We start from the raw sequence: 26,363 nt of genomic DNA, 5'->3' as shown, positions 1-26,363 counted from the left end.
ATAGAACTAAAGCTATCTAACATCATAACATAAAAACAATTAAATGTTGTTTCGCTTTAAGATGAACTTATTTGTGTTTCAAAATGATAAATATGTAGTGCAAGATAAACAATTTCAGAATCATCAATAGGAATATTTAAATGTTTTTGTATCATTCTTGAGATTTTAAAAGCAGTATTGTATGCATTAGGATAATGGTTTTTAACCATATCAATAAAGACATCTTGAGCGTAAATATATTCTTTTTTATTAAGACGTCGAATTAAAAATTGGATATGTCTAATAAATCGTTGATATTGAACTGTATGATTATCAATTTCATGGTTCAAATCATTTTCAATAATCAGTATGCTTTTACTAATTAACTTATTAATTAAAGACATTTCGTGTATTGTTAAATCCTCAGTGTTAGATGCGATATGTAATGCGATAAATCCAATTTCATCAGGTGGAAAATTGACATCTAGTCGTTGATTCAGTTTATCAATAACTTGGCTTGCAATTGCATAAGCGCCACTATATAAATGTTTGGTTTCAATAGCAAATGGATTACTAATAATTTGATTTTGCTTTAATCTTTTGTATGCAAATATAATGTGATCAGTCAAAGCAACAACCAGATTTTTATCGTCAGTAGTATGCGTTGTACTCGTTATAAAATTGACTGCTTCAATTATCGCTTGTAGAACATCTTCATCTGCAATTTCAACTAAAGATTTATAATATTCTTGCTGTTGCTTTTGTTCTAGCTTATAAACTTTTTCTATTGAAGCACTTTCATCTAAGGTCATTCCAGCCTTTTTATTAAAGCCAATACCTTTTCCAATGAGAATAACCTCTTGATTATTATAAGTGCATATGATGACGTTGTTATTTAAAGCTTTAGAAATAGTATACTCACTCATCATAATCACCTTTCTTTATAATATATGAATTATAAAACGAATTATTAAAAATGAAAAGATTTCAAACTTAATGTAAAAACTCCTTCCAACGTTATGAAACCTAAATTCAATACATTGAAAGGAGTATGTTAATAATATTATATTAAATAGTTATTCAATCGATTACTTTTTAGGTAGTTGATTTTCTCTACCCCAAGTTTCAATGCCAAACAAGTTAATTTCGAGATTCTCTGGTTTGAACACAGGTTTCATACCAGCTTTACGTTGTTTTTGATAATCTTTCATGACAGCTATAGCTATATTTGAAAGACCGATAATAGAAATCAAGTTAACAATCGCCATTAATCCCATAAATAAATCGGCAGTACTCCATACTGTTTCAGTTTTCACAACTGAACCAACAAATACTAATAAAACAACTAAACATCTGAAAATAAACATAATTGCTTTATTTTTAGATAAAAATTCAATATTTGATTGGCCGTAGTAATAGTTACCGACTACAGAAGAAAATGCGAATAACGTAATCGCAACTGTTAAGAAGATACCCCCAGCTGAACCTAAATGTTCATTTAATGCTGATTGAGTAACTTGAACACCTTGAGGTGCACTTTCACCAAATTTTAATCCTGAATATAATAAAATCATAATCGCTGTAGCTGTACAAACTAACATAGTATCGAAAAATACACCAAGTGATTGAATTAAACCTTGTTTCACTGGGTGTGGTACAGCCGCTGTAGCAGCAGCATTAGGTGCCGAACCCATACCAGCTTCGTTAGAGAATAAACCACGTTTAATACCTTGAAGGATAGCCGCACCAACAGCGCCTCCGGTAACTTGTTCGAAACCAAACGCACTCTTAATGATCGTACCTATCATTGGAACAATTTGGTCGATATTTAATAATAAAATAACTAAAACCATTCCAATATAAATGATCGCCATGATAGGCACAATCAATGATGATAATGTCGCAATACTGCGCACACCACCAAAGATGATGATTCCTGTAATAACTGCCAATACAATACCTGTTATAACTGGACTTATGTTGTATTGAGTATTTAATGACTCTGCAATTGTATTAGATTGAACAGTATTAAATACAAACGCAAATGTTACAGTAATTAATATTGAGAATAAAATACCTAACCATTTTTGATTTAAACCTTTAGTTATGTAGTAAGCTGGCCCCCCACGGAATCCACCTTCTTTATCGTGAACCTTATAAATTTGAGCTAAAGTAGCTTCCATAAACGCACTTGCCGCTCCAATGAAAGCAATTACCCACATCCAAAATACTGCACCAGGTCCACCAAGCACAATTGCCGTAGCTACGCCGGCAATATTACCAGTACCTACTCGAGAACCAGCACTGATTGCAAATGCTTGAAATGGTGATATACCTTTTTCACCACTATTCAATGTTTCAGGTTTCTCTACTAAAGCTCTAAACATTTCTGGCAACATACGTAATTGCACAAATTTAGAACTAATTGTAAAGAAGAAGCCTACAGTTAATAGTAATCCAATTAAATATTGCGACCAAATTAAATCATTACCTACCTGAACGATTGTTTTAAACCACCCAGGTATTAAATTATCAAAATCACTCATTAAATCCCTCTCATCTATAATTAATTAATATCCTAAGATATATTACAAGAGATTTATACTGCATTGAATAAACTCAATAAAATAATACTAATGTATATTACGTTTGAGGTTATACAACATCAATATAAATCTCTTGAAAGATTAAAATTGGTTAAAATAACAAGTTCAATTTTATCATTTTCTTTTTAAATTGAAAATAAAATTTTTTGAGCAATTAGTCGATTGTCATATCTAGAACGTCTCCAAACTCCTTAACATCAACGATAAATGAACCATTTGTATATTGTTCAGATAAATGAATATCAGTTATTTGTCCTTCTTCCGTATGACTTTCAGAATATAATGTATACATATGCTCATCTTTAACAACATGACCAGCAACAATACGGTGTGGATTTTTCTTCAATTCTTTAAGTAATGTAATTCCTCTTTGTGCTCGCTTAGCTTGTTGTAGAATTTTATAGCTGATTCGTTTTACAGCGCCTCTTTGAGTAGCCATTATAATTGAACTATCTTGATTTACGGCATCTGTCATAACTACAACATCTTCATCTTTTAAATTAATAGATTTAACACCAGCTGCTCTCAATCCCGTATCAGATAATTCTTCAGTTGAATACGTTAATGACATGCCTTTATGAGTTAATACAGTAATCAATTGATTTTCATTTAGGCGCATTACACTAATTAATTCATCCTGTGCTTTAACTTTCATGGCGACTAACGGTTTATTGTAGCGCGTTGTCTTAAATAAACTAACGTTACTTTTCTTAATCATACCATTTCGCGTTGCTAATACATAAAATGCATCATCTTTGAAGTTTTGCTCATTGTATACATCGACCACAGTTTCATTATCGTCTAGAGGAACAATCTGAGAAACATGTTGCCCAAGTTCTTTCCATCTGATATCCGATAATTTATGAACCGGAATAAATAAATATCTACCTTTATTTGTAAATACTAGTACCGTGTCTTGCGTATTGACTGTTTGATATTTGAGTAAACTATCTCCATCTTTGAGTCCAATTTCTGCAACACCACTGGCATTAAAACTACGTGTAGATGTGCGTTTAATATAACCCTGACGTGTGATACTTAAAACAACATCTTCACTTGGCACCATCACTTCTTTATCAATTTTAATTTCTGCAATTTCCGCTTCAATTGATGACAAACGTTCAGATTTAAATCGTTTTCGAATGTCAGTCAATTCATTCTTAATTACTTGTAACAGCGCATCATGATTATCCAGTATATGACGATATTCTTTAATCATATTTGCTAACTCATTATGTTCATTTTCTAACGCAACGATATCTGTATTCGTTAAACGGTATAGTTGAAGCATAACGATAGCTTCTGCTTGCGCTTCTGTAAATTCGAATTCAGATACTAAATTGTCTTTTGCATCTTTTTTATTCTTAGAGTTACGAATTAAAGCAATAACCTCATCCAAAATTGATAATGCTTTCATTAAACCTTCTACAATATGCATACGTTTTTCAGCATGATCTAAATCATATTTAGTACGGTTCGCTACCACTTCAATTTGATGATTTAAATAACTATCTATAATTTGACGAATACCCATTAATTTAGGACGTCCGTCACTAATTGCAACCATGTTAAAGTTATATGCAATTTGTAAATCAGAGTTCTTGAATAAATAGTTCTTTATAGCCTCTGCATTTACATCTTTTTTCAATTCAATAGCAATTCTTAAACCAGTACGATCCGTCTCATCTCGTACTTCAATGATACCGTCTACTTTCTTATCGGCTCTTAATTCATCAATACGTTTAACAAGTGAACTTTTATTCACCTCGTATGGAATTTCTGTCACGATAAGTTGTTGGCGGCCATTTCGAAGTGTTTCTGCGTCGACTTTAGAACGTACGACAATTTTACCTTTCCCGGTTTCATAAGCTTTCTTAATACCATCGATACCTTGAATAATACCACCAGTAGGAAAATCTGGTCCTTTAATATATTTCATTAATTGACTAACAGTAATATTAGGATTATCGATGTATTTCAATGTTGCTTGAATTACTTCAGCTAAATTGTGCGGCGGAATATCAGTCGCATAACCAGAAGAAATACCTGTTGAACCATTTACTAGTAAATTGGGGAATCTTGCCGGCAATACCATTGGCTCAAGTGTTGTATCGTCATAGTTAGAAACAAAAGCTACTGTTTCTTTATTAATATCACGTACAAGTTCCTCAGATAATTGACTTAACTTTGCTTCGGTATAACGCATTGCTGCTGGTGGATCATTATCAATACTACCGTTATTACCATGCATTTCAATTAAGACATGTCGCAATTTCCAATCTTGACTTAAACGGACCATTGCATTATATACTGATAAGTCACCATGTGGATGATATTGACCGATAACATCACCGACTGTCTTAGCACTTTTACGGAAATTTTTATCATAGGTATTTCCACTACTATGCATTGCGAAAAGAATTCTTCGTTGCACTGGCTTTAAACCATCACGAACATCCGGTAAAGCACGTTCTTGAATAATATATTTACTATATCTTCCAAAACGATCGCCTATCACATCTTCAAGTGATAAATCTTGAATTATCTCACTCAATTTGTTTCCTCCTCAGTATATTCTTCAGTTTCAATTACTTGTACTTCAGTGTTATCTAATATACTTTGATCTTCTTGCATGCCAAATTCAACGTGACTTTCAATCCATTCACGACGCGGTGCAACTTTATCACCCATCAATGTTGTAACACGTTTAGAAGAGCGCATTTCATCTTCAATTTGAACACGAATAAGCGTTCGAGTTTCAGGATTCATTGTCGTTTCCCATAACTGTTCAGGGTTCATTTCACCAAGACCTTTATAACGTTGTAACATAAATCCTTTTCCTAATTTTTTCTGAAGTTTATCAAGTTCATCGTCTGTCCAAGCATATTCGACTTGTTTAGATTTACCTTTTCCTTTTTCAAGTTTATAAAGTGGAGGCAATGCAATAAACACTCTACCAGCTTGTACTAGTGGTTTCATATACTTGAAGAAGAAAGTTAATAATAATACTTGAATGTGCGCACCATCTGTATCAGCATCAGTCATGATAATAATACGATTGTAATTGCTATCTTCAATTTTGAAGTCATTTCCTACTCCAGCGCCAATTGTATGGATAATCGTGTTAATCTCTTCATTCTTAAATATATCCTCAAGTCTTGCTTTTTCAGTATTAATAACTTTACCTCGCAAAGGTAAAATCGCTTGGAATTTTCTATCTCTACCAAGCTTAGCTGAACCACCTGCAGAGTCCCCTTCGACTAAATACAATTCATTTTTTTCAGTATTCTTACTTTGCGCAGGTGTTAACTTTCCTGAGAGCAACGTATCTTTACGTTTATTCTTCTTACCTGAACGTGCGTCTTCACGGGCCTTACGTGCTGCTTCTCTAGCTTGTTGTGCTTTAATTGCCTTTTTCACAAGTGATTTAGAAAGTTGTCCTTTTTCTTCTAAATAAAACGGTAATTTATCAGAGACTACTGAATCAACCGCACTACGCGCTTCTGAAGTACCTAATTTAGACTTCGTTTGTCCTTCAAACTGTAGCAACTCTTCTGGAATACGTACTGATATAATCGCAGTTAAACCTTCACGTATATCATTACCATCTAAATTTTTGTCTTTTTCTTTTAATTCATTAATTCGTCTAGCGTAATCATTAAAGACACGTGTCATAGCAGTTTTAAATCCTACTTCATGTGTTCCTCCGTCTTTTGTACGCACGTTATTAACGAAACTTAATATACTCTCTGAGTATTGATCGTTATATTGGAAAGCAACATCCACTTCTATGCCATTAGCTGAACCTGTGAACATTGTTACATCATGAAGAACTTCTTTGCCTTCGTTGACGTAACTTACAAATTCTTTAATCCCCTCTTCATAATGGTAAACATCTTCACGTTCTTTACCACTACGTAAATCTTTCAATGTTATTTTAAGATTCTTTAATAGGAAGGCTGATTCTTGTAATCTTTCACTCAATGTATCAAAATTGAATGAAGTTGTTGCTTTAAATATTTCAGGATCTGGTTTAAATGTAACTTTAGTTCCTGTTCTCTTCGTTTTACCTGATTTAACTAAACCAGAGGCAGGCACCCCACCATTTTTAAAACTTTGCTTGTAGATATTACCATCTCTATGTATTTCAACTTCTAACCATTCGCTCAATGCATTAACGACTGAAGCACCAACACCATGTAATCCACCAGATGTTTTATATCCACCTTGACCAAATTTACCACCGGCATGTAAGACGGTAAAAATAACTTCTACAGTAGGTTTACCTGATACATGCATCCCTGAAGGCATGCCACGACCATTATCTTCAATAGAAATACTATTATCCTGATTAATTGTTACATTTATTTCATTACCATATCCGTTTAACACTTCATCCACAGAGTTATCTACAACTTCATATACTAAATGATGTAGACCTCGTTTATCAGTAGATCCTATATACATACCTGGACGCTTTCTTACAGCTTCCAATCCCTCTAATACTTGAATAGAATCATCTGAATAATGATTTGAATTTTTTGTTGCCAATGCGTTCGCCTCCTACAAACGTACGTTCGTTTTAAAAACTATACAATAGTTATTCTTATATAAATCGGTCTAAATTGCAAGTGTGAGTTAAAAACTAATCAATTTTAAGTTAGTAAAAAAACAAAATTTCAAAATTGGTCGTTGCTAGCTATGAGATTATGGTAAAATATAGCTACGTTATTAAAGGATGTGTAAAGTTATATGATGATAGTAGTCATGCTCATATTAAGCTATCTCATCGGTGCTATTCCTAATGGATATGTTATAGGAAAGCTCTTTTTCAAAAAAGATATTAGACAATTTGGAAGTGGCAATACTGGCGCAACTAATAGCTTCCGAGTTCTTGGTAAACCAGCAGGATTTGTTGTAACCTTTTTAGATATATTTAAAGGGTTTATAACCGTTTTCTTTCCCATTTGGTTTCCAGTGCATGCAGATGGACCGCTTAGCACGTTCTTCACACATGGGTTAATCGTAGGTTTATTCGCAATACTAGGACACGTTTATCCGATATACCTTAAATTTAAAGGTGGTAAAGCAGTTGCTACAAGTGCAGGTGTTGTCTTAGGTGTAAATCCTATCTTACTGCTCGTATTAGCAATTATATTCTTTGGCGTGTTATATATATTTAAATATGTTTCACTCTCAAGTATTATTGCTGCAATATGTTGTGTAATTGGCTCACTCATCATACAAGATTACATATTATTCGGTATGAGCCTACTTGTTTCGATTATTTTAATCGTAAGGCACCGTACTAATATAGTAAGAATCTTTAAAGGCGAAGAACCTAAAATAAAATGGATGTAATTATTAATCAGAAAATATCGATCCGAGATATATAATATAATATTGCTACTTTGCAAATCACAGTAGCTGACTGTATTGAGAAGACGCTTGAACCAAGCTATTCACAAAACTAGTCATCTTTGCGGGCAGAGCCCAAGCTAAAGCAAGCTGGGAGCGGGGCCCCAGCAAAGAGAACTTCATCAAGAAATTCTACAAGCTAAGCAAGCTGGGAGTTGGGGCCCCAGCAAAGAGAACTTCATCAAGAAATTCTACAAGCAAAGCAAGTTGGGAGTAGGACAGTGAATTTAAAAGCATTCTGTCCTGCTCCTTTTTATTATGCTCATAAAATCATTAAAGATTATCTCAAAAAGGTATTATGTTATAATGCTTAGAGTTCCAATAAAGATAAAAATTTAGAAATAGATATATAAGGTAGGAGGATTATGTAATGAAAATTAAACTAACAGATCAAGCTGTAGAATGGTTTAAAGATGAATTAGATTTGCCTGAGAATGACAAGGTTTTACAGTTTTACGTACGATATGGTGGTGAATTTCAACTTAAACAAGGTTTCAGTCCTGCCTTTCGTGTTGAACCTAGACAAGATGTAGAAATAGGTTATGAAGAGAATTATAATGACTTAGTATTGGTCGTTTCAGAAGATGATTTATGGTATTTCGAAGATAGTGATGTTCTCGTTGAAAAAGTAGACCATGATGACGAAATTGCCTATTCTAAAGTAAATTAAATCATAAAGACCATTTGGAGTGGGACAGAATTCTTTTTAAATTCGTTGTCCCACCCCCGCAAGGATGACTAGAACTGAGAAAAGCTCGATTTAAGCGCCTTCTCAGTTCAGTCAGCTACTGCGAATTTGCAAAATAGCTTTATTATATTATTTTTGTCCCGGACTCCAATGGTCTTTTATTTTATTTAAATTTCAAGATCGCTTGGTTGTGTCACTTCAAAATCTTTTTCTTCTTGATTCAATTTATCAACGTGACTATATGTTTTATGCCATTCTGGAAAATAGCGATCTAACCTTATTGGACGAAAATTACTTGATTTCATACAAATTAATTGTGTAGATCCCGTTGTCGCAAGCTCCCCATTTTCATTATAATCTTCATAACAATAAACTGATTTAAGCCTTGAATATTGTTCAACCCATGTTTTGATTGTTACTTTTTCAGGATAAAAAATTGATTTTTTATATTTAATTTGAAGGTCTACAACCGGAGAAATGATACCCTCTCTCTCCATGTCTGCATAACTAAAGCCCAGCTTACGAATATAATCTGTTCGTGCAACTTCAAACCATGTAGCGTAATTCCCATGGTAAATCACACCCATTTTATCTGTTTCTTGATATCTAGCTTCAATTTCAGTCATACTGTATATCATTCATTCGTACCTCTTTCCTATATCATTCACAATTCATATTAACATAAAAAAACCATGCCAACATAAAGTCAGCATGGCTTCACATATTAATTTATTGTGCTAATTTGTTTCTTAAAACCATTTGTAAAATACCACCATGACGATAGTAATCTAATTCAACTAGAGAATCGAAGCGGACGATTGCTTCAAAATCAACAACGTCGCCATTTTCTTTTTTAGCGTGAACTTTAACAATATCATGAGGACGAACAGTTTCATCGATGTCTACTGAAATTGCTTCTCTACCATCTAAACCAAGTGAATCAGCTGAATCACCATCTTTAAATTGTAAAGGTAATACACCCATCATAACTAAGTTAGAACGGTGAATACGTTCATAACTTTGAGCGATAACTGTTTTAACGCCTAATAAGTTTGTACCTTTAGCAGCCCAGTCACGAGAAGAACCCATACCGTAATCATTTCCTGCTAAAACAGCTAAACCAGTACCGTCTTCTTTATATTTCATAGCAGCATCATAAATTGGCATTACTTCATCAGTTGGCCAATATGTTGTGAATCCACCTTCAGTACCTGGCGCTAATTGGTTTTTAATACGAATATTCGCAAATGTACCTCTTACCATTACTTCATGGTTACCACGACGAGAACCATATGAATTAAAGTTTCTAATAGGTACATCGTGATCTAATAAATATTTACCTGCTGGTGTATCTTTACCGATAGCACCTGCTGGAGAGATGTGGTCAGTCGTTACTGAGTCACCAAATTTACCCATTACTCTTAAGTCTTTAAGCGGTTCAATTGTACCCGGTTCTTTAGATAAACCTTGGAAGAATGATGGATTTTGGATATATGTTGAGTTTGGATCGAAATCATATAAAGGAGCATCTGTTACATCGATTTCATTCCACATTTCATTGTTGTTATATACATTTTTATATTCTTCTAAGAATAGTTCAGGTGTTACAACACTATCTACAGTATCCGCAACTTCTTGAATAGTAGGCCAAATATCATTTAAGTATACATCTTCACCATCTTTACCTTTACCGATAGGTTCATTTTGTAAATCAATATCAACTGTACCAGCTAATGCATAAGCTACTACTAATTGAGGTGAAGCTAAATAGTTTGCTTTAACTAATGGATGAATACGACCTTCAAAGTTACGGTTACCAGATAATACGGATGTTACTAATAAATCTTCTTCAGCCACTGCTTTTTCAATTTCTGGTAATAACGGTCCAGAGTTACCAATACATGTTGTACAACCGTAACCAACTAAGTTGAAACCTAAATCATCAAGGTATTCTTGTAAACCTGAATCACGTAAGTAACCAGTTACAACTTTTGAACCCGGTGCTAATGACGTCTTAACAAATTCAGGTACTTTTAGGCCTTTTTCAACAGCTTTTTTAGCAACTAATCCTGCACCTAACATAACATATGGGTTAGATGTATTTGTACATGATGTTATCGCTGCAATAGCTATATCACCTGTTTTCATTGTTGCAGTAGATCCATCTGTAAATTGAATATCTGCTTTTTTATCAAATTCACTTTGATCTAACCCGTGTCCTTGGTTACCAGCTGGTGCAGTAACAGATTTTTCAAATTCTTTCTTCATATCACTTAAGAAAATTAAATCTTGTGGACGCTTTGGACCTGATAGTGAAGCTTCAACAGTTGATAAATCTAAATCGATAACATCTGTGTATTCTGGATCCTCTTTATCTACAGTGAAGAACATATTATTTTGCTCTAAGTATGCTTTTACTAATTCAACATGTTCTTCTTTACGTCCAGTTAATCTCATATATTTAAGTGATTCTTCGTCAACCGGGAAGAAACCACAAGTTGCACCATATTCAGGCGCCATGTTGGCAATTGTTGCACGGTCTGCTAAAGGTAGATCCGTTACACCTGGTCCAAAGAATTCAACAAATTTGCCTACTACACCTTTTTTACGTAGTTCTTGTGTTACACGTAAGGCTAAATCAGTAGCTGTTGAACCTTGAGGTAATGAATTAGTTAAACGTACACCAATTACTTCAGGAATTGGGAAATATGATGGTTGGCCTAACATCCCCGCTTCAGCTTCGATACCACCAACACCCCAACCAAGTACACCAATACCATTAATCATCGTTGTATGAGAGTCAGTTCCTACTAGTGTGTCTGGAAATGCCGTTTGTTCTCCATCAACGTCACGAACGTGTACCACATTTGCAAGATATTCTAGGTTTACTTGGTGAACAATACCTGTCGCAGGGGGAACAGCATTATAGTTATCAAATGCTTTAGTTGCCCAATTTAAAAATTGATAACGTTCATAGTTACGTTCAAATTCTAATTTCATGTTTCTTTCTAATGCATCTGGATTAGCATAGCTATCAACTTGAACAGAGTGGTCAATAACTAAGTCTACTGGTACTTCTGGGTTGATTTTATTAATATCCCCACCAACATCGTTCATTGCTTTACGTAGTGATGCCAAGTCTACTACTGCAGGAACACCTGTGAAGTCTTGTAAAATAACACGAGATGGTTTAAAAGGTACTTCACCTTCGTTCCCTTCCTTACCAAAGTTACCCAAAGCTTTAATATGTTCATCTGTAATGACAAATTCATCTTCTTGTCTTAAGACAGATTCTAATAAAACACGAATTGAATAAGGTAATTTACTTACTTTCGTTAAGCCTTGGTCTTCTAAACTCTTTAAATCATAATACGTATATGACTGGCCATTCGCTTCAAATGTCTTTTTAGCTTGTTGCTTAATGTTTGAAGTCATTTGTATATCCCCCTTGAATATTAAAAATTCATATTTATATGCCTTTAAATAAATTGTATAATTATATGATTTTCAAAACAACTCTATATACTTATATTTCACGTGATTTAGCTTTCGCATTTTTAATCAGTGTATATAAGTTATTCTTATCATATAAGCAACCTACTATAAGTAAATATTATTAATTGAGAATGATTTTCATTGATATACAAATTATTGTAACTGCCTCAATAAAAAAATTGCCTTCAAGCACTGGTTATGTGCTTAAAGGCAATAAACTTAAATTACGATTACCTAATATTATTTTTCAGCGTTTCTTCTTGATTCACGCTTTTCTAAAATATCAGATTCATAATCTTGTTGTTGATATTTAACATAATCTTCAAGTCTATGTTTATTTGGTTGTAGTGTTAATCCTAAGAATTTACGTTCTTTATTTGCATCCTTATAGAAACTAATCATCATCATTATTACTACAAAGGAGAATGGGAAGGCACTTATGATTGCCGCACTTTGAATCGCATTTAATGCGTCAGCACCATTTCCTCCACCTGCTAATAATAAGATGAACGCGATTAATGATTGCGCAACACCCCAAGTTACTTTAACAGTACCAGAAGGTTCAAGTGAACCAAATGTTGTTTGCATACCTAGTACGAATGTTGCTGAATCGGCAGATGTAATAAAGAATGAAGCAATTAACACTAATGCTATAAGTGATAATGCCATTCCTAATGGAACGTGGTGGAATACACCAAATAGTTGAGTTTCAGGTGTCATATCAAATAACTCTGGATGTTTTTTACCTGTTTCGATACCTAATACACCAAATACACTGAACCATAAGAAACTTATGATAGCAGGTACAAGTAATACACCTGAAATAAATTCACGAATTGAGCGTCCTTTAGAAACACGTGCGATGAACACACCTACGAATGGACTCCAGCTTAACCACCAACCCCAATAGTAAAGTGTCCAAGAAGACATCCATTCACGTTTTTGGCCATTTAGCGCTGCAGTATCAAAACTGTTGAATAAGAATGTATTGAGTAAGCTACCAGTTGAACTAGTAAACATATTAAAGATTAGTACAGTAGGTCCAATTATTAAAGCAATAATCATTAAAAGTGTACCTAATCCAATATTTAAGTTACTTAAATATTGAATACCTTTACTTAAACCTGACCATGCACTAGCAATAAATAAAACTGTTACTACTACGATAATAATTGATTGAACCCATACATTATTTGGAATGCCAAATAAGTAATTAAGTCCACCATTAATTTGTAGCGCGCCCATACCAAGTGATACAGCTACACCTACAACAGTTGCGAAAACTGAAAGAACGTCAATAACTGTTCCGATAGGTCCTTCAACTTTATCACCTAAAATTGGACGTAATGTTCTTGAAATTAATCCTGGTTCATCTTTTCTAAATTGTGCATAGGCTAATGCTAATGCAACTACGCCATATACTGCCCAAGCATGGAATCCCCAGTGGAAGAATGTAGAACGCAATGCTTCCGTGTATGCTTCAGTAGTTTTAGGATCCGCATTAGGTGGTGAAGCAAAATCTGCCATAGGTTCAGCTGCGCCGTAGAACACTAAACCTATACCCATGCCGGCACTAAATAACATTGCAAACCAAGATACAGTATTAAATTCTGGTTTATCGTTTGGTTTACCTAGCTTAAGTTTACCGATTGGACTAAAGATTAAAAAGATACAAAAGAACACAATTACTGTAGTCAAAATCATGTAATACCAACCAAGCTTTTCAGTAATCCAACTACTAATATTGCCTGTAATTGTACCGAATTGATCCGGTAAAAACGCACCGATTAATACCACAATAGCTACTACAATAGCACTATAGATAAAAACCGATGAAAACTTCTTATTATGCTTTGTTTCTTCTGAAGAAGAATTCATAATTTACTTACTCCTTTCCTTTACTATATTTTAATCTACATATGATAATATTCTATGAAGTAATTTAAGACGCTATATTAAAGGATAACAAAGGCTTTATACAATAGCAAATTTCTTTTAAATAAAACATTTACTAAAATATTTATATGTTGTATAATATATTTTATTATTATGTGGGGGTATTGAGTTTATGTTTAAAGAATTTAAAGAGTTTGCACTTAAAGGTAACGTGTTGGATTTGGCAATCGCTGTAGTTATGGGTGCAGCGTTCAACAAAATTGTTACATCTTTAGTTACATACATTATTATGCCATTAATTGGTAAAATTTTCGGTTCAGTTGATTTTGCTAAAGATTGGGAATTCTGGGGAATTAAATATGGCCTATTTATTCAATCGATTATTGATTTTATAATTGTGGCAATTGCACTATTTATATTTGTAAAAATAGCAAATACATTAGTGAAAAAAGAAGAGCCTGAAGAAGAAATCGAAGAAAATACTGTTTTATTAACAGAAATTCGCGATTTATTAAGAGCAAAATAATGATAATTAAATACAATATGGCAACGATAGTACTGATATTAAGTTGCCATATTGTATTTTTTTAATTCCATTTAAATCTGGTTTGACTTTGATATTGATTTGACGTTACTTCGAGAATTAATGGTATGCGTTGTTTCAGTTCACTCACATGAGATATAATTCCAACCATTCTACCTGTCGTTTTTAGTTTAACGATAGTGTCTAGCGCCGTTTCTAATGTTTCTTGGTCTAACGTACCAAACCCTTCATCAATAAACATTGATTCTAATGTAATACCGCCAGATTCCTGTTGGACCACTTCACTTAAACCTAATGCTAAAGCGAGTGATGCTTGGAATGTTTCACCACCAGATAACGAACTAATGTGTCTTGATTTATTTGAATGAAAATCAAACACTTCAATTTCTAAACCACTATAACCATGAGATATTGATTCTCTTCGTTTTAATTGATATCTTTCTCCACTCATACGCTCTAAACGTATATTTGCTTGATGGATGATTCGTTCTAAATAGTAAATAAGTACATAATTTTCTAATGTCAATTTCTTACTATTTTTGCCTGATAATACCTCAGATAATTCAAATATTTCTTGTTGCTCTTTTAATTCTTTGTCTAAATAATTAATGTGGTTCGTTATACTATTGAATTTTTCTTTATTACTTTGTACTTTATATTGAACTGTAGCACTCATTTCCATGTAATGATTATACTTTCTTTCAATCTCAGTCTTAGTAGCGTCTAACTGATCAACCGCTTCAGGTACTTGACCTTTCGTAATATTAGATAAACGCTCAATTTCTAATGTGAATTTTTGGTGATCTTGTTCATATTGCTTAATCTTCATTTCAATTTGTTCTTTGCTATTTAACTTAGCAAGTAAAGATGCAACATCTTCATATGAATTTAATCCTATACGTTCCATTTCTTGATTAATCTTGTCGCTATAATCATTTAGCTCTTGTTTAAGTTCCTCGATACCTTGCTGATTATTATTTAAATTATTAGATTCAATTTCTATTTGTTGCTTTGTTTGATTTAATTCTGACTCTAAAGTTTCTTTCTTCGTTACATATTCACTAACAATTTGATCATATTGCATGTAGCATTGTTCAAAATTTGATATGTCTTCGTAGTCGGTATTATCTTTAAAATCCAATATTAATGTTTCGTAATATTGCTTCAAAGATTGTAATTTTTCATGTTTAATCTGTAAACTATGATAGATGTCTTTTTGCTTTTCGAGTTCTTTTTTTAATTGCTCAAGTTCTTTTAATTGAAGCTGCAGATTTTCTTTTTCTTTACTTTTTACTGTTAATTGGACTTCTATTTCACCAATGTCGTTAATTTCATCCTCATTAAACTCTAATTCATTCATTTGTTTACTAATATGTTCAGAAGTCGTTTCAAGTTTTGTTAACTCATTCACTTTAAAATTTAAGTCATTATTCACATTTTTTATTAAACTTTGATTTCTAGCGATTTCATTAAAGTTGATATGCTCATTAAGTGATTCAATCTCATTCCCACATATTGGACATGTGTCTCCAACATGAAGCGCATTTTGAATCTCTTGAATAAACGTTTGCTTATCATTCAAATCAATATTTGTTTTATCTATTTTCTCTAATTCAACTTTCAAATCTGAGATTTGTTCTTTAACCTTACTAATTTTAATTTCAGTTTCGTTATATTTTTGATTTAATAATTGAAATTTATCTTTATTCTGTTTTAAAGCCATTTTTTTATCATATGACATTTTTAATTCAAATATAACTTGGTTAAGTTTTTCAATATTTTCACTACTAACATCTATTTGAGCTATTTCCTTATTTAAATTATTGATTAACCCTCTATTTTCTTCTTGTGTTTGATGATTACTTTTAAGATGCGCATCATTTTGTTTAATTTCTTCAAATGCTTTCTGATATTTATTCAAATTCATATAAAATTGTTTTGTTTTTTCAACGTATGCTGCTTTACCACTAACCATTTCAGACTGTTCATTTAAATTATTCTGTTCTTTTTGGAGTTTCTTCAAATTTGCATTAAGCTCTTCCAAATATTTTAAAATAGTATTTAACTTCTGTTGCGTATCTTTTAGCTTTTGTTCTTTAGCGTTTTTTTGATCGTATAAATGACTTAAGGGTTTAACTTCCATTATTTTATGTAATTCACTTTTTAATTCTTCAATATACGCTTTATTTTTTTCAAGTTGAATTTTTTCATTTTTATTACGTTCTAGTTCTTTTAATGAATCAATTAAATTATGATTTGACTCTATCTTGCGTTTGATAGATTCAAGTGATTCGAAATGCTGTAATTTTAGATGTTCATATTCCTCATCTAAGCGTTGACCTACTTGTTCAAATTGAGGTATTGCATTAACAATTTCTTTAGTTTGCATACTATTTAGATCTTTAAATTGAATTAATGTATCATCTTCAAATGTTTCAACATCATCCCAAAGCATCTGAATTTGATCATAACGTGATTCAATTTGCTTTTTCTCATCTTTAACTTGATTCATTAATAAATTCTGCATCTCTTCAAAACGTATACTGTTAAATAGCGTTCTTAAAATACTCTGTTTATCAGAACTGTTTGAAACTAAAAATTTCTTAAATTCGCCCTGTGGTAATATAAATAATTGTCTAAATTGCTCCGCATTTATACCTAATAGTTCTTTAATATAACTATTACCTGAACTAATTTTACTCTCGCGCAATTCATATGACTGACTATCTTCATCAAATTCAAATACATCAAGTTTCCCCGCTGTTGGCGATGAATTTCCATCTTTAACGAAACCAGCTTGTCTATATATTTTAAACTTCTTATCATTGATATTAAATTCATACTCTACACTCATTGGTGATTTACCATCAGCGAAATGACTTCGCAACTCACCCTCATTTCTTCCTTCTGTTGATGCCTTTCCAAATAATGCATAAACAATAGCATCAAACAACATCGTCTTCCCCGAACCAGTTTTACCGCTAATTAAAAATAACTGTTCATTATTTATTTGTTGAAAATCAATCACTTCATGTATAAATGGTCCGAAGTTATTAAGTATTAATTTAGTTGGTCTCAATGATTTAATCCTCCTTATAAATAACTTGGTTTAATAATTGGTGTATCTTTTTCTCTTGATAGTCTGTTAAATCTTCATCTGTAATCGTTTTATAGAAATTTTTAATGATTGTAGGATCATCTGTTGTTTTAAAATTTGCATAAGTGGTATCATTTCGACTTTCAAATGTGATATTACTTAAAGATAATGTATTCGGAAATAGTTGTTTAAGGTGGATAATTGGATCGGTAACATGTGACATATTTTTTAATTTAAAATGGAAATAGTTGTCTTTATTCTTCACAGGAACATTTCCTTGTACGACATCCATATAGTCCCCTTCAATTTCTTCTAATTCTCGCAATGGCTTCAATTGAACAAACTTAGTTTCAATGTTGTTTTTTGATTTTATTGTTAATCTCTTATAACCTTTAGCTTGATTAACCTCTGAAAATGAATATTGTAATAGTGAGCCACTATAATCAATGACATTATCGGTGATACTAAACGGATGATGCAAATGTCCTAAGAGCACTCTATCGAACATTTTAAAATTAGACTTTTCTACACTCTCAACTGTCCCAATTGTAAGAGGTCTCTCAGACTCTGACGTTTTACCACCTTTAATGGTTAAATGGCCAATTAATATATTGATTTGATTTTGATCTAATTGCGTTGACATATGCTCGATACATTTTTGGGTTGCTTGCTCATATGTCTTTATCTCATCGTCATCAAAAAAGGCTTTAATTTCACTAATTGTGGCAAATGGGAGTGTGTAAAAGTTGATGTCATTAATCGTTATGGGTGTAGACATTGAATGAAGTTGCGTTCGAATATATAAATGTGAAAACTCAAACCAAGTAGAACCATAGTTTAATCTTTCTCTACCATCATGATTTCCATTCGTTATAATCGTCGGAATCTCCATGATTACATTGATTGTTTTAATCGTTTCTTCAAAAAGTTTAATTGTTTCCTTACTGGGATAAGACGTATCATAAATATCACCTGAAATGATTAAAACATCTGGTTTCTCGTCTTTCAAATTCTCAATAAACTGGTTTAGTATGTATCGTTGATCTTCTAAAAATTGCTTACCATTTAAAATCTTACCTAAATGCCAATCAGCAGTATGAATAATCTTCATTTTAACTCCTCCATCAAGAACATTTGTTCGTATTTATTATATCCTGAATTACATCATAGTTCAAACTAAAAAAAGGTGGAACGATATCATTAAGAAGTCGTCTTCCACCTATCTTTATATTCTTTCAAAAACGCTATGCTAACCCTAGCTTATTTTACAATTTTACTTTTCAATTTTTTATATTTATACAACATAGCTAATCTCCAAGGTACAATCATGCTAAAGGCTAATAAGAAGAACATACCGCCAATTTCACCTGGATCAATTTGACTACTAATAAATATTTTAATTACAGTTCGTATAATTAACAATGATATTAAAATAATTGGAAATGCTTTAGAACGCTTCATGTAAATATCAGTACCATGTATCTCAAAATGACTTGTCCATATTAGAACTGTAGAGAATAAAACGCCGAGTATGATTGATTCTAAGATTTCCATCCCAGTTAATCTAAAGTACGGAATCACATACATCAATGCACCTGTAGCCATAAAAAATGGTGGTAAAATGATTTTCTTTTCATTAACAGGAAAGTTTTGTGCTTTCATGCGGATAAAAATTACCACGATTCCCATAAATAATGCAAATACAATTGAAAAAACTAAATATGCCAACGTTACACCCTCTTATATTCATAAACTCTTACTAGAGATTACTTAATTAAAAGTAATTTGATATTTTAAATCTTTTTAAATTTTTTAAATAACACTAAAGATGTTTTACTATAAAAATAAAGGATTGTAAACCTTAAAGGTCTTACAATCCGTTAGAAGATTATTTTTTTGAACTTTTCATGTTTTGATCCATGTTTTTATTCATCATTGTCATCATTTGATTGATTTTCTTTTGCGATGGTTTTTGACCCATTTGCATCATCATCATACGTAACATTTCTTCATTAATAGGTGGGTTTTTTTTCAGATAATCCATCATGTATTTACGTGCTAAAAAGAAACCACCAACTAGTCCACCGATAAGCGCTACAATGATTAATAAGATTGCTAACCACGTTGCCATTGTTTCACCCACTTTCTATATCCTACTGAATTTTACTAAATTACGATTCTATTTTCAAGAGCTAGTTAGTAAATCTATATCCAAATGTTATCATAACAAATACTTACTCAAATGTAAGTCTTATTTTTAAACTTACACATAAAAATTTAAGATCAATCATATATTTTCACGAATAAATGAAGCGGGACAAAATTCAATTTGAATTCATTGTCCCGCCCCTATGACTAAGAAAGCATGTTCAAACGCCATCTTAGATTAGTTAACTTCTAGGCATTAACTAAATATTTCCACTATCTTTTTGTACCAAGCTTTAATGTTTCTATCATTAAAGTGTACGAATTTGATTTAATACATTTTCTTTAGTGAAACCATATTTTTCGACAACTAAATCACCAGGGGCACTTGCACCAAACTGATCAATACCAATCACTTTACCTTCTGTTCCAACATATTTATGCCATCCTAATGGTGATGCCATTTCAATTGCCACACGTTTAGTGATTTCTTTAGGAATTACAGATGCTTTATATTCATCTGATTGTTGTTCAAATGCAAACCAGTTTGGCATTGATACTACACGTACACCTTTACCTTGTTTATCTAAATCTTTAGCTGCTTCAATAGCTAAGCTAACTTCTGAACCAGTTGCTAGTAACAAGTATTCAGGCTTAGTTTCTGTTTCAAAAACAACATAAGCACCTTTACGAACACCTTGTTCAACTGTATCTTCATCAACGTCTAAATATGGTAGATTTTGACGTGTAAGTACTAATGAAGTAGGTGTTTGTTCTGATTCTAGCGCAACTTCCCATGCTACTCTTGTTTCGTTTCCATCAGCGGGACGTATAACATTCATATTTGGAATAGATCTTAATCCAGCTAATTGTTCAATTGGTTCATGAGTAGGACCATCTTCACCTACTGCAATTGAATCATGTGTAAAGATAAATGTTGAATTTAATCCCATAATAGCTGATAAGCGTAACGCAGGTTTTAAGTAGTCACTAAATACAAAGAATGTTGCACCATATGGGTGTAAACCACCGTGTGCTGCCATACCATTTACAGCTGCACCCATTGCGAATTCACGCACGCCAAACCATATATTTTTACCTTCAGGTGTATTTCTATCATAATCAGTTGCTTCTTTTACATTAGATTTATTTGAACCCGCTAAGTCAGCTGAGCCACCAAAGAATGAAGGAACAGATTTACTTAACGCTTGGATGATTTCTCCTGAATCAGCACGAGTTGCAGCATTATGATCGCTATCAAAGCGTGGTAATTCATCTCTATAATTTGTTGGTAATTTACCGCTAATAGCCAATTTAAATTCATCAGCTAATTCTGGATATTTATTTGAATACGTTTCTAATAATGCTTTCCATGCGTCTTCATGTTCATTTGCACGTTTTAGCATTGTAGTTTGGAAAATTTCATATACTTCTTCTGGAACGTTGAAACGTTTTTCTGGATCTAAACCATATGCTTCAAATGTTAATTTTCTTTCATCTGAACCTAGTGGTGCACCATGAACTCCATTCGTTCCGCTAACATTAGGCGCACCATAACCAATAATTGTCTTAACTTCAATCATCGTTGGTCCATGTTGTGATTTAGCTTTCGTAATCGCTTGATCAATGGCATCAAGATCATTACCATCTTTAACTAAAATGTGATTCCAACCATAACTTTCAAAACGCTCTTTTACATCCTCTGAAAATGCTTTGTTTAATTCCCCGTCTAATGAGATATCATTTGAATCATATAATACGATTAATTTATCTAATTGGTTGTGACCTGCAAATGAAGCAGCTTCATGAGAAATACCTTCCATTAAGTCACCATCAGATGCTAGTACGTAAGTATAGTGATCAACAATATTGAAGTCATCTTTATTAAATTTACCAGCTAAATGATCTTCAGCTAATGCCATACCTACTGACATTGCAAAACCTTGACCTAGAGGACCAGTCGTAACTTCAACCCCATCAGTGTGTCTGAATTCAGGGTGTCCAGGTGTTTTAGAGCCCCATTGTCTAAATTGCTTTAATTCTTCTAATTCAAGACTACCTGAAACATGTAATAAGCTATATAATAGCGTAGAACCATGGCCTGCTGACAATACAAAGCGGTCTCTATTAAAATAGTCTTTAGATTGAGGGTTAAAATTTAAATGGCGTGTCCATAACGTGTAAGCCATTGGTGCAGCGCCCATTGGTAACCCAGGGTGACCTGAATTAGCTTCTTCTATTGCATCGATACTTAAAGCTCTAATAGTATCTATCGCTAGTTGATCTTTCTCGTTAAACATCTCTAATACTTCCCTTCTATTTAAATCATATTTGTTATATTATAACTTAAAAATAGTGTAATTGATAATCGTTTAGTCTCAAAGAACCTTACTTTAAATTTACTACTTTTTATTTTGTGCTTGAATTTTTTTTAATTTTTCAGGCGTAACATCATTACCTTCTGGATCAATTACTTTTGTACTTTCAATTTGTTGTTTAAATCCTTTTCTAAATGCTTCTAAATATTTTTTACGTAATTTTGATTGTTCTTTAGCTTCAGCTTCCGTCAAGCCCTGCTCTTTTTTCTTTTTAGCTAGTTCATTAATTCTATCTATATTCAAATTATCTTTAGGCATCTTTATCACTCTTTCTATATTTTCCTATTTCATTCTCTTTTACTTCATAGAATATAACAAAAAAGAGGCCTAGGCAAAAGCTATAGACATTTCTATAGCTTCGATAGACCTCAAAATTGATACTTATCTGACAAAGGCGAACACTTTGTAGTCATCTTGTTCCCCATTTGTATTATTTACGTTCTTATTATCATCTTTAATTATTGCCTGTTTAGAAATTGTATGATCAGTGATTTCGTACGTTTGTTCCGTTTGAGCGTTATGATATAAATTCATGAAAAATACTATAAAAACAACACAAGATATTGATACAACAGCTATATTCGTTATTAATTTATTTTTATATTTATTAAACATTACTTCCACCTCTAGAACATTTGTTTGTATACACACTTTAACAGAACATCTGTTCCTAGTCAACACAAAAACGAACAAATGTTTGTTCAATAAATAAATAAATGCTATACTATAGTTAAATAAAACTAGGGAGTGCCTATATATGAGAGAATTAACTAAACGTCAAAGCGAAATATATGATTATATTAAACATGTAGTACAAACGAAAGGATATCCACCTAGTGTTCGAGAAATTGGTGAAGCTGTTGGATTAGCGTCAAGTTCTACTGTCCACGGCCATTTATCACGACTAGAAGAAAAAGGATATATTAAAAGAGACCCTACTAAACCAAGAGCGATTGAAATTGTTAGCGAACAAACGAATGATTCAGTTAACATGGAAGAAACGATTTACGTTCCTGTAATCGGTAAAGTTACTGCTGGTATTCCAATTACTGCAGTAGAAAATATTGAAGAATATTTCCCATTACCAGAGCATTTAACATCTACACACAATAGTGACATTTTCATTTTAAATGTTGTTGGTGAAAGTATGATTGAAGCTGGCATTTTAGACGGAGACAAGGTTATCGTTAGAAGTCAAACCATTGCTGAAAATGGAGACATTATTGTTGCTATGACTGAAGATGATGAGGCAACGGTTAAACGTTTCTATAAAGAGAAAACACGTTATAGATTACAACCTGAAAATAGTACAATGAGCCCAATTTATCTTGATAACGTAACCGTTATTGGTAAAGTGATTGGTTTATATAGAGAATTGTAGTTCTAAATTTTAAAATTTACGTTTACCTCTCTCTTATATATCGAAATAAATAAAGATCTAGCAAAGTTTACAATGTAGACTTTGCTAGTTCTTTTGCTTTTCATTTTCTTTTTTATTCAAAATTTCTTTAACTTTGTCTAGAATATCTAGTTTTTTTGCATTTTTAGTTGTCATAATATCAACTTCCTTATCAACTAAAAGATACCCTAAATAAGTTGGCTTAAAACACTTACCCAGTATAATTTTCTGTCCAATATGGCTGACGCTCATCATTAAAATCAACGCCTACACCTAGTGTTTTAAAATTAGAATTCAATATATTTTTTCTATGACCAAGTGAATTCATTAATCCTTCATGTGCAAATATACTGTTTTGTTGACCGTAAGCTAGATTTTCACCTGCAGCGTTAAAGTCAATGTTATCAGCCTTTAATCTATCAAATGGGGATGCCCCATCTAAATTGTTATGATCAAAATAATTCTGTTTTACCATGTCTTCACTATGCTTCCTCGCAGTATTAGACACATCTTTGGCATAACTTAATGTATTCAGTCCATGTTGTTTTCGCTCTGCATTAACTAAATCATAATTTTGATATTCAAAACTCTGCTCTAACGTTGAGGATGGTGCACCATAATGTTGAGTCAATCTTTTTTCCATTGCATCACTAACTTGAAGTAATGCGGTAACACCATTGTCATTATGTTTATCATAAAAAACAGTTGTATAAATATTATCTTTATGGAAAACATCATATTCATCACTACTGATATCAATTCGATATCTGCCTTTAACCATTTCTTTTAACGGCTTACCCAGTCGTTCATTTACGACATCTTTAGGTGTGTTATATTTCACTTTAGATTTAGAAGTAATGACATTCTGATTACTATACAATGCATTGACCTTATTGTCGATATAGCTAACCATAATAAAGTTTTCGTAATCATTGTTGTAATAGGCATACCATTTCGTTCCATATTCGTTAGATGTTACTCTTTTAGGTTGACCTAATTGACGCTCAACTTTGTCTTTGGACATATTCATTTGAATATTATTGATTGCAAAGTCTTGATCTTTAGGTGTCTTTAGTGCATTGTTTTTAACACTTGAGTCTTGGTTCATTACTTGTTGAACTTTACTTCTAACGTCATTTTGAATATTAATTAGTGTTTGATTTTCTTTTAATGGTATTAATAAAGTTACAGCTAACAATACCAATGAAAGTAAAAAGAATTTTTTGATAATGTACACCTGCCACTCAAATTTTAATCTTTGTCCCCATTAAAAATTGAATTTCGTACGATAACATAATCTACTGTTGTTAATGATTTTAAATCTTTTCCACCTGCATATGAAATTGAACTTTGTAAATCTTGTTGCATTTCAGTCAAAGTATCTTTTAATGACCCTTTATGTTCAACAAACATTTTTTTGCCTTCTACATTCTTATGTTCGCCTTTTTGGAATTCAGATGCACTACCAAAATATTCTTTATAACGTTTACCGTCTAATTCAACTGTTTCACCTGGTGACTCTTCGTGAGCAGCAAATAAAGAACCAATCATCACCATACTCGCACCAAAACGAATTGATTTGGCTATGTCACCATGTGTTCTTAAACCACCATCAGCAATAATAGGTTTACGTGCTGCTTTACTACAAATGTTTAAGGCTGCTAATTGCCAACCACCAGTACCAAAACCAGTCTTAATCTTAGTAATACAAACTCTACCTGGCCCAATTCCAACTTTAGTGGCGTCGGCGCCTGCATTTTCAAGTTCTCGAACACCTTCTGGCGTACCTACATTCCCAGCAATTACAAATGATGAAGGAATATGCTTTTTAATATGCTTGATCATTTTAATAACTGAATCTGAGTGTCCATGAGCGATATCAATCGTAATATACTCAGGTGTCAATTGTTTGTCAGCTAAATCTTCAATAAATTTAAATTCATTTGCTTTAACACCTACTGATATAGAAGCAAATAAACCTTCTTTTTGCATATTTTGAATAAATGGAATACGAGCTTCTTCATCAAAGCGATGCATGATATAAAAGTAATCATTTTTGGCAAACCAATGCGCTAATTCTTCACTCATTACAGTCTGCATATTTGCAGGAACTACAGGTAACTTGAATGTTTTAGGTCCGAATTGGACAGTTGTATCACATTCAGAACGACTTTCAACGATACATTTATTTGGAATTAATTGAATATCTTCATAATCAAAAATTTTCATACTTTTTAGCCCCTATACAATCATATTTATTAAGTAAAAACGAACGTTTAGTATATTAAAACTAAAAATCATTCATTTTCTCACCCTTATATACTTTACAATGTTTTAATTGTCTTGTAAATGGACTAAAGTACTAGATTTGAATTTTACCAGCTTGATTTTTTAACACCAGGAATTTGTCCTTTATGTGCGTGTTCTCTAAATGCGATTCTAGACATTTCGAATTTTCTCATGACACCTCTTGGACGGCCTGTCACTTTACATCTACGAGTTAAACGTGTTGGAGAAGAATCACGTGGTAATTTACGTAATGCTTCATAATCTCCTTTTGCTTTTAATTCTTGACGTAATTCATAATATTGATTTACTAATTTTTCTCTTTTCATTTCTTTAGCAATTTTAGATTTTTTTGCCATTTGAGTCACTCCTATTTTTATAAATCGTAATTATTACGTTTTATATAATAACATATGCTTTTAAATTTACAAG

21 protein-coding genes are annotated in these 26,363 nt (G+C 32.4%); 4 read left to right on the top strand and 17 right to left on the bottom strand.

What is annotated here, in order from left to right:
- Positions 1-56: 56 nt before the first annotated feature.
- From glcT to parE, 4 genes are all read right to left on the bottom strand, one after another.
- On the bottom strand, positions 57-905 hold the full coding sequence (gene glcT, locus HMPREF3239_RS10350; RefSeq protein ID WP_070855580.1) for a glucose PTS transporter transcription antiterminator GlcT: 849 nt from the start codon (positions 903-905) through the stop codon (positions 57-59).
- A gap of 162 nt (positions 906-1,067) precedes the next feature.
- The gene (locus tag HMPREF3239_RS10345) at positions 1,068-2,525 is read right to left on the bottom strand and encodes a glutamine transporter AlsT (RefSeq protein WP_053030971.1); all 1,458 of its coding nucleotides are present in this window, start codon (positions 2,523-2,525) and stop codon (positions 1,068-1,070) included.
- 214 nt (positions 2,526-2,739) lie between these two features.
- Positions 2,740-5,139, bottom strand: coding sequence for a DNA topoisomerase IV subunit A (gene parC, locus HMPREF3239_RS10340; RefSeq protein ID WP_070855579.1), 2,400 nt, complete (start codon positions 5,137-5,139; stop codon positions 2,740-2,742).
- Complete coding sequence (gene parE / locus HMPREF3239_RS10335) at positions 5,136-7,136, bottom strand: DNA topoisomerase IV subunit B (protein WP_070855578.1); 2,001 nt, start codon at positions 7,134-7,136, stop codon at positions 5,136-5,138. Before parE ends, parC begins: the two co-directional genes overlap by 4 nt.
- A gap of 201 nt (positions 7,137-7,337) precedes the next feature.
- On the opposite strand from parE, the gene plsY reads away from it, so the two are divergent.
- A complete protein-coding gene (gene plsY, locus HMPREF3239_RS10330; protein WP_053030977.1) occupies positions 7,338-7,946 on the top strand; it encodes a glycerol-3-phosphate 1-O-acyltransferase PlsY in 609 nt (202 codons plus the stop codon).
- 427 nt (positions 7,947-8,373) lie between these two features.
- Positions 8,374-8,673 (top strand): HesB/YadR/YfhF family protein, encoded by a 300-nt coding sequence (locus HMPREF3239_RS10325; RefSeq protein ID WP_053030979.1) that lies wholly within the window; start codon positions 8,374-8,376, stop codon positions 8,671-8,673.
- 185 nt (positions 8,674-8,858) lie between these two features.
- Here the strand turns inward: HMPREF3239_RS10325 and menI are convergent, their stop codons facing one another.
- The 3 genes from menI to HMPREF3239_RS10310 form a co-directional block, all read right to left on the bottom strand.
- On the bottom strand, positions 8,859-9,329 hold the full coding sequence (gene menI / locus HMPREF3239_RS10320) for a 1,4-dihydroxy-2-naphthoyl-CoA hydrolase MenI (protein WP_070855577.1): 471 nt from the start codon (positions 9,327-9,329) through the stop codon (positions 8,859-8,861).
- 91 nt (positions 9,330-9,420) lie between these two features.
- Positions 9,421-12,126, bottom strand: coding sequence for an aconitate hydratase AcnA (acnA, locus tag HMPREF3239_RS10315; protein ID WP_053029404.1), 2,706 nt, complete (start codon positions 12,124-12,126; stop codon positions 9,421-9,423).
- A gap of 300 nt (positions 12,127-12,426) precedes the next feature.
- The gene (locus HMPREF3239_RS10310) at positions 12,427-14,064 is read right to left on the bottom strand and encodes a BCCT family transporter (RefSeq protein ID WP_053029403.1); all 1,638 of its coding nucleotides are present in this window, start codon (positions 14,062-14,064) and stop codon (positions 12,427-12,429) included.
- Between the two features lie 190 nt (positions 14,065-14,254).
- On the opposite strand from HMPREF3239_RS10310, the gene mscL reads away from it, so the two are divergent.
- Positions 14,255-14,608, top strand: a complete 354-nt coding sequence (gene mscL, locus HMPREF3239_RS10305; protein WP_033080045.1) for a large conductance mechanosensitive channel protein MscL — start codon at positions 14,255-14,257, stop codon at positions 14,606-14,608.
- A 61-nt stretch (positions 14,609-14,669) separates the two neighbouring features.
- Here mscL and sbcC read toward each other — a convergent pair whose 3' ends face one another.
- From sbcC to sosA, 7 genes are all read right to left on the bottom strand, one after another.
- On the bottom strand, positions 14,670-17,705 hold the full coding sequence (gene sbcC, locus HMPREF3239_RS10300; RefSeq protein ID WP_070855576.1) for an exonuclease subunit SbcC: 3,036 nt from the start codon (positions 17,703-17,705) through the stop codon (positions 14,670-14,672).
- Between the two features lie 4 nt (positions 17,706-17,709).
- Positions 17,710-18,834 (bottom strand): exonuclease subunit SbcD, encoded by a 1,125-nt coding sequence (gene sbcD, locus HMPREF3239_RS10295; protein ID WP_070855575.1) that lies wholly within the window; start codon positions 18,832-18,834, stop codon positions 17,710-17,712.
- 149 nt (positions 18,835-18,983) lie between these two features.
- Positions 18,984-19,451, bottom strand: a complete 468-nt coding sequence (locus HMPREF3239_RS10290) for a CcdC family protein (RefSeq protein ID WP_070855574.1) — start codon at positions 19,449-19,451, stop codon at positions 18,984-18,986.
- A gap of 160 nt (positions 19,452-19,611) precedes the next feature.
- Positions 19,612-19,854 carry a YneF family protein gene (locus HMPREF3239_RS10285; RefSeq protein ID WP_011275855.1) on the bottom strand — a complete coding sequence of 81 codons (243 nt, stop codon included), beginning with the start codon at positions 19,852-19,854 and terminating at the stop codon, positions 19,612-19,614.
- A 325-nt stretch (positions 19,855-20,179) separates the two neighbouring features.
- The gene (tkt, locus tag HMPREF3239_RS10280) at positions 20,180-22,168 is read right to left on the bottom strand and encodes a transketolase (protein ID WP_070855573.1); all 1,989 of its coding nucleotides are present in this window, start codon (positions 22,166-22,168) and stop codon (positions 20,180-20,182) included.
- A 102-nt stretch (positions 22,169-22,270) separates the two neighbouring features.
- Positions 22,271-22,504, bottom strand: a complete 234-nt coding sequence (locus HMPREF3239_RS10275) for a DUF896 domain-containing protein (RefSeq protein WP_053029398.1) — start codon at positions 22,502-22,504, stop codon at positions 22,271-22,273.
- A 123-nt stretch (positions 22,505-22,627) separates the two neighbouring features.
- Positions 22,628-22,861: a DNA damage-induced cell division inhibitor SosA gene (gene sosA / locus HMPREF3239_RS10270; protein WP_053029397.1), complete on the bottom strand. Its 234-nt coding sequence runs from the start codon at positions 22,859-22,861 to the stop codon at positions 22,628-22,630.
- 142 nt (positions 22,862-23,003) lie between these two features.
- Here sosA and lexA point away from each other — a divergent pair, with 142 nt between their 5' ends.
- Complete coding sequence (gene lexA, locus HMPREF3239_RS10265) at positions 23,004-23,627, top strand: transcriptional repressor LexA (RefSeq protein ID WP_053029396.1); 624 nt, start codon at positions 23,004-23,006, stop codon at positions 23,625-23,627.
- A gap of 229 nt (positions 23,628-23,856) precedes the next feature.
- On the opposite strand, the gene HMPREF3239_RS10260 is transcribed toward lexA, so the two are convergent.
- From HMPREF3239_RS10260 to rpsN, 3 genes are all read right to left on the bottom strand, one after another.
- Entirely contained in the window at positions 23,857-24,882 is a 1,026-nt protein-coding gene (locus HMPREF3239_RS10260) for a CAP domain-containing protein (protein ID WP_070855572.1), read from the bottom strand.
- Positions 24,883-24,896: 14 nt separating this feature from the next.
- Positions 24,897-25,874, bottom strand: coding sequence for a GMP reductase (gene guaC, locus HMPREF3239_RS10255; RefSeq protein WP_053029394.1), 978 nt, complete (start codon positions 25,872-25,874; stop codon positions 24,897-24,899).
- 146 nt (positions 25,875-26,020) lie between these two features.
- Positions 26,021-26,290 (bottom strand): 30S ribosomal protein S14, encoded by a 270-nt coding sequence (gene rpsN, locus HMPREF3239_RS10250; protein ID WP_070855571.1) that lies wholly within the window; start codon positions 26,288-26,290, stop codon positions 26,021-26,023.
- Between the last annotated feature and the right edge of the window lie 73 nt (positions 26,291-26,363).

The sequence above is a fragment of the Staphylococcus sp. HMSC34C02 genome (assembly GCF_001838705.1).
Taxonomy (GTDB): Bacteria; Bacillota; Bacilli; order Staphylococcales; family Staphylococcaceae; genus Staphylococcus; species Staphylococcus borealis.
This window is presented reverse-complemented; position numbering and strand designations above follow the sequence as displayed.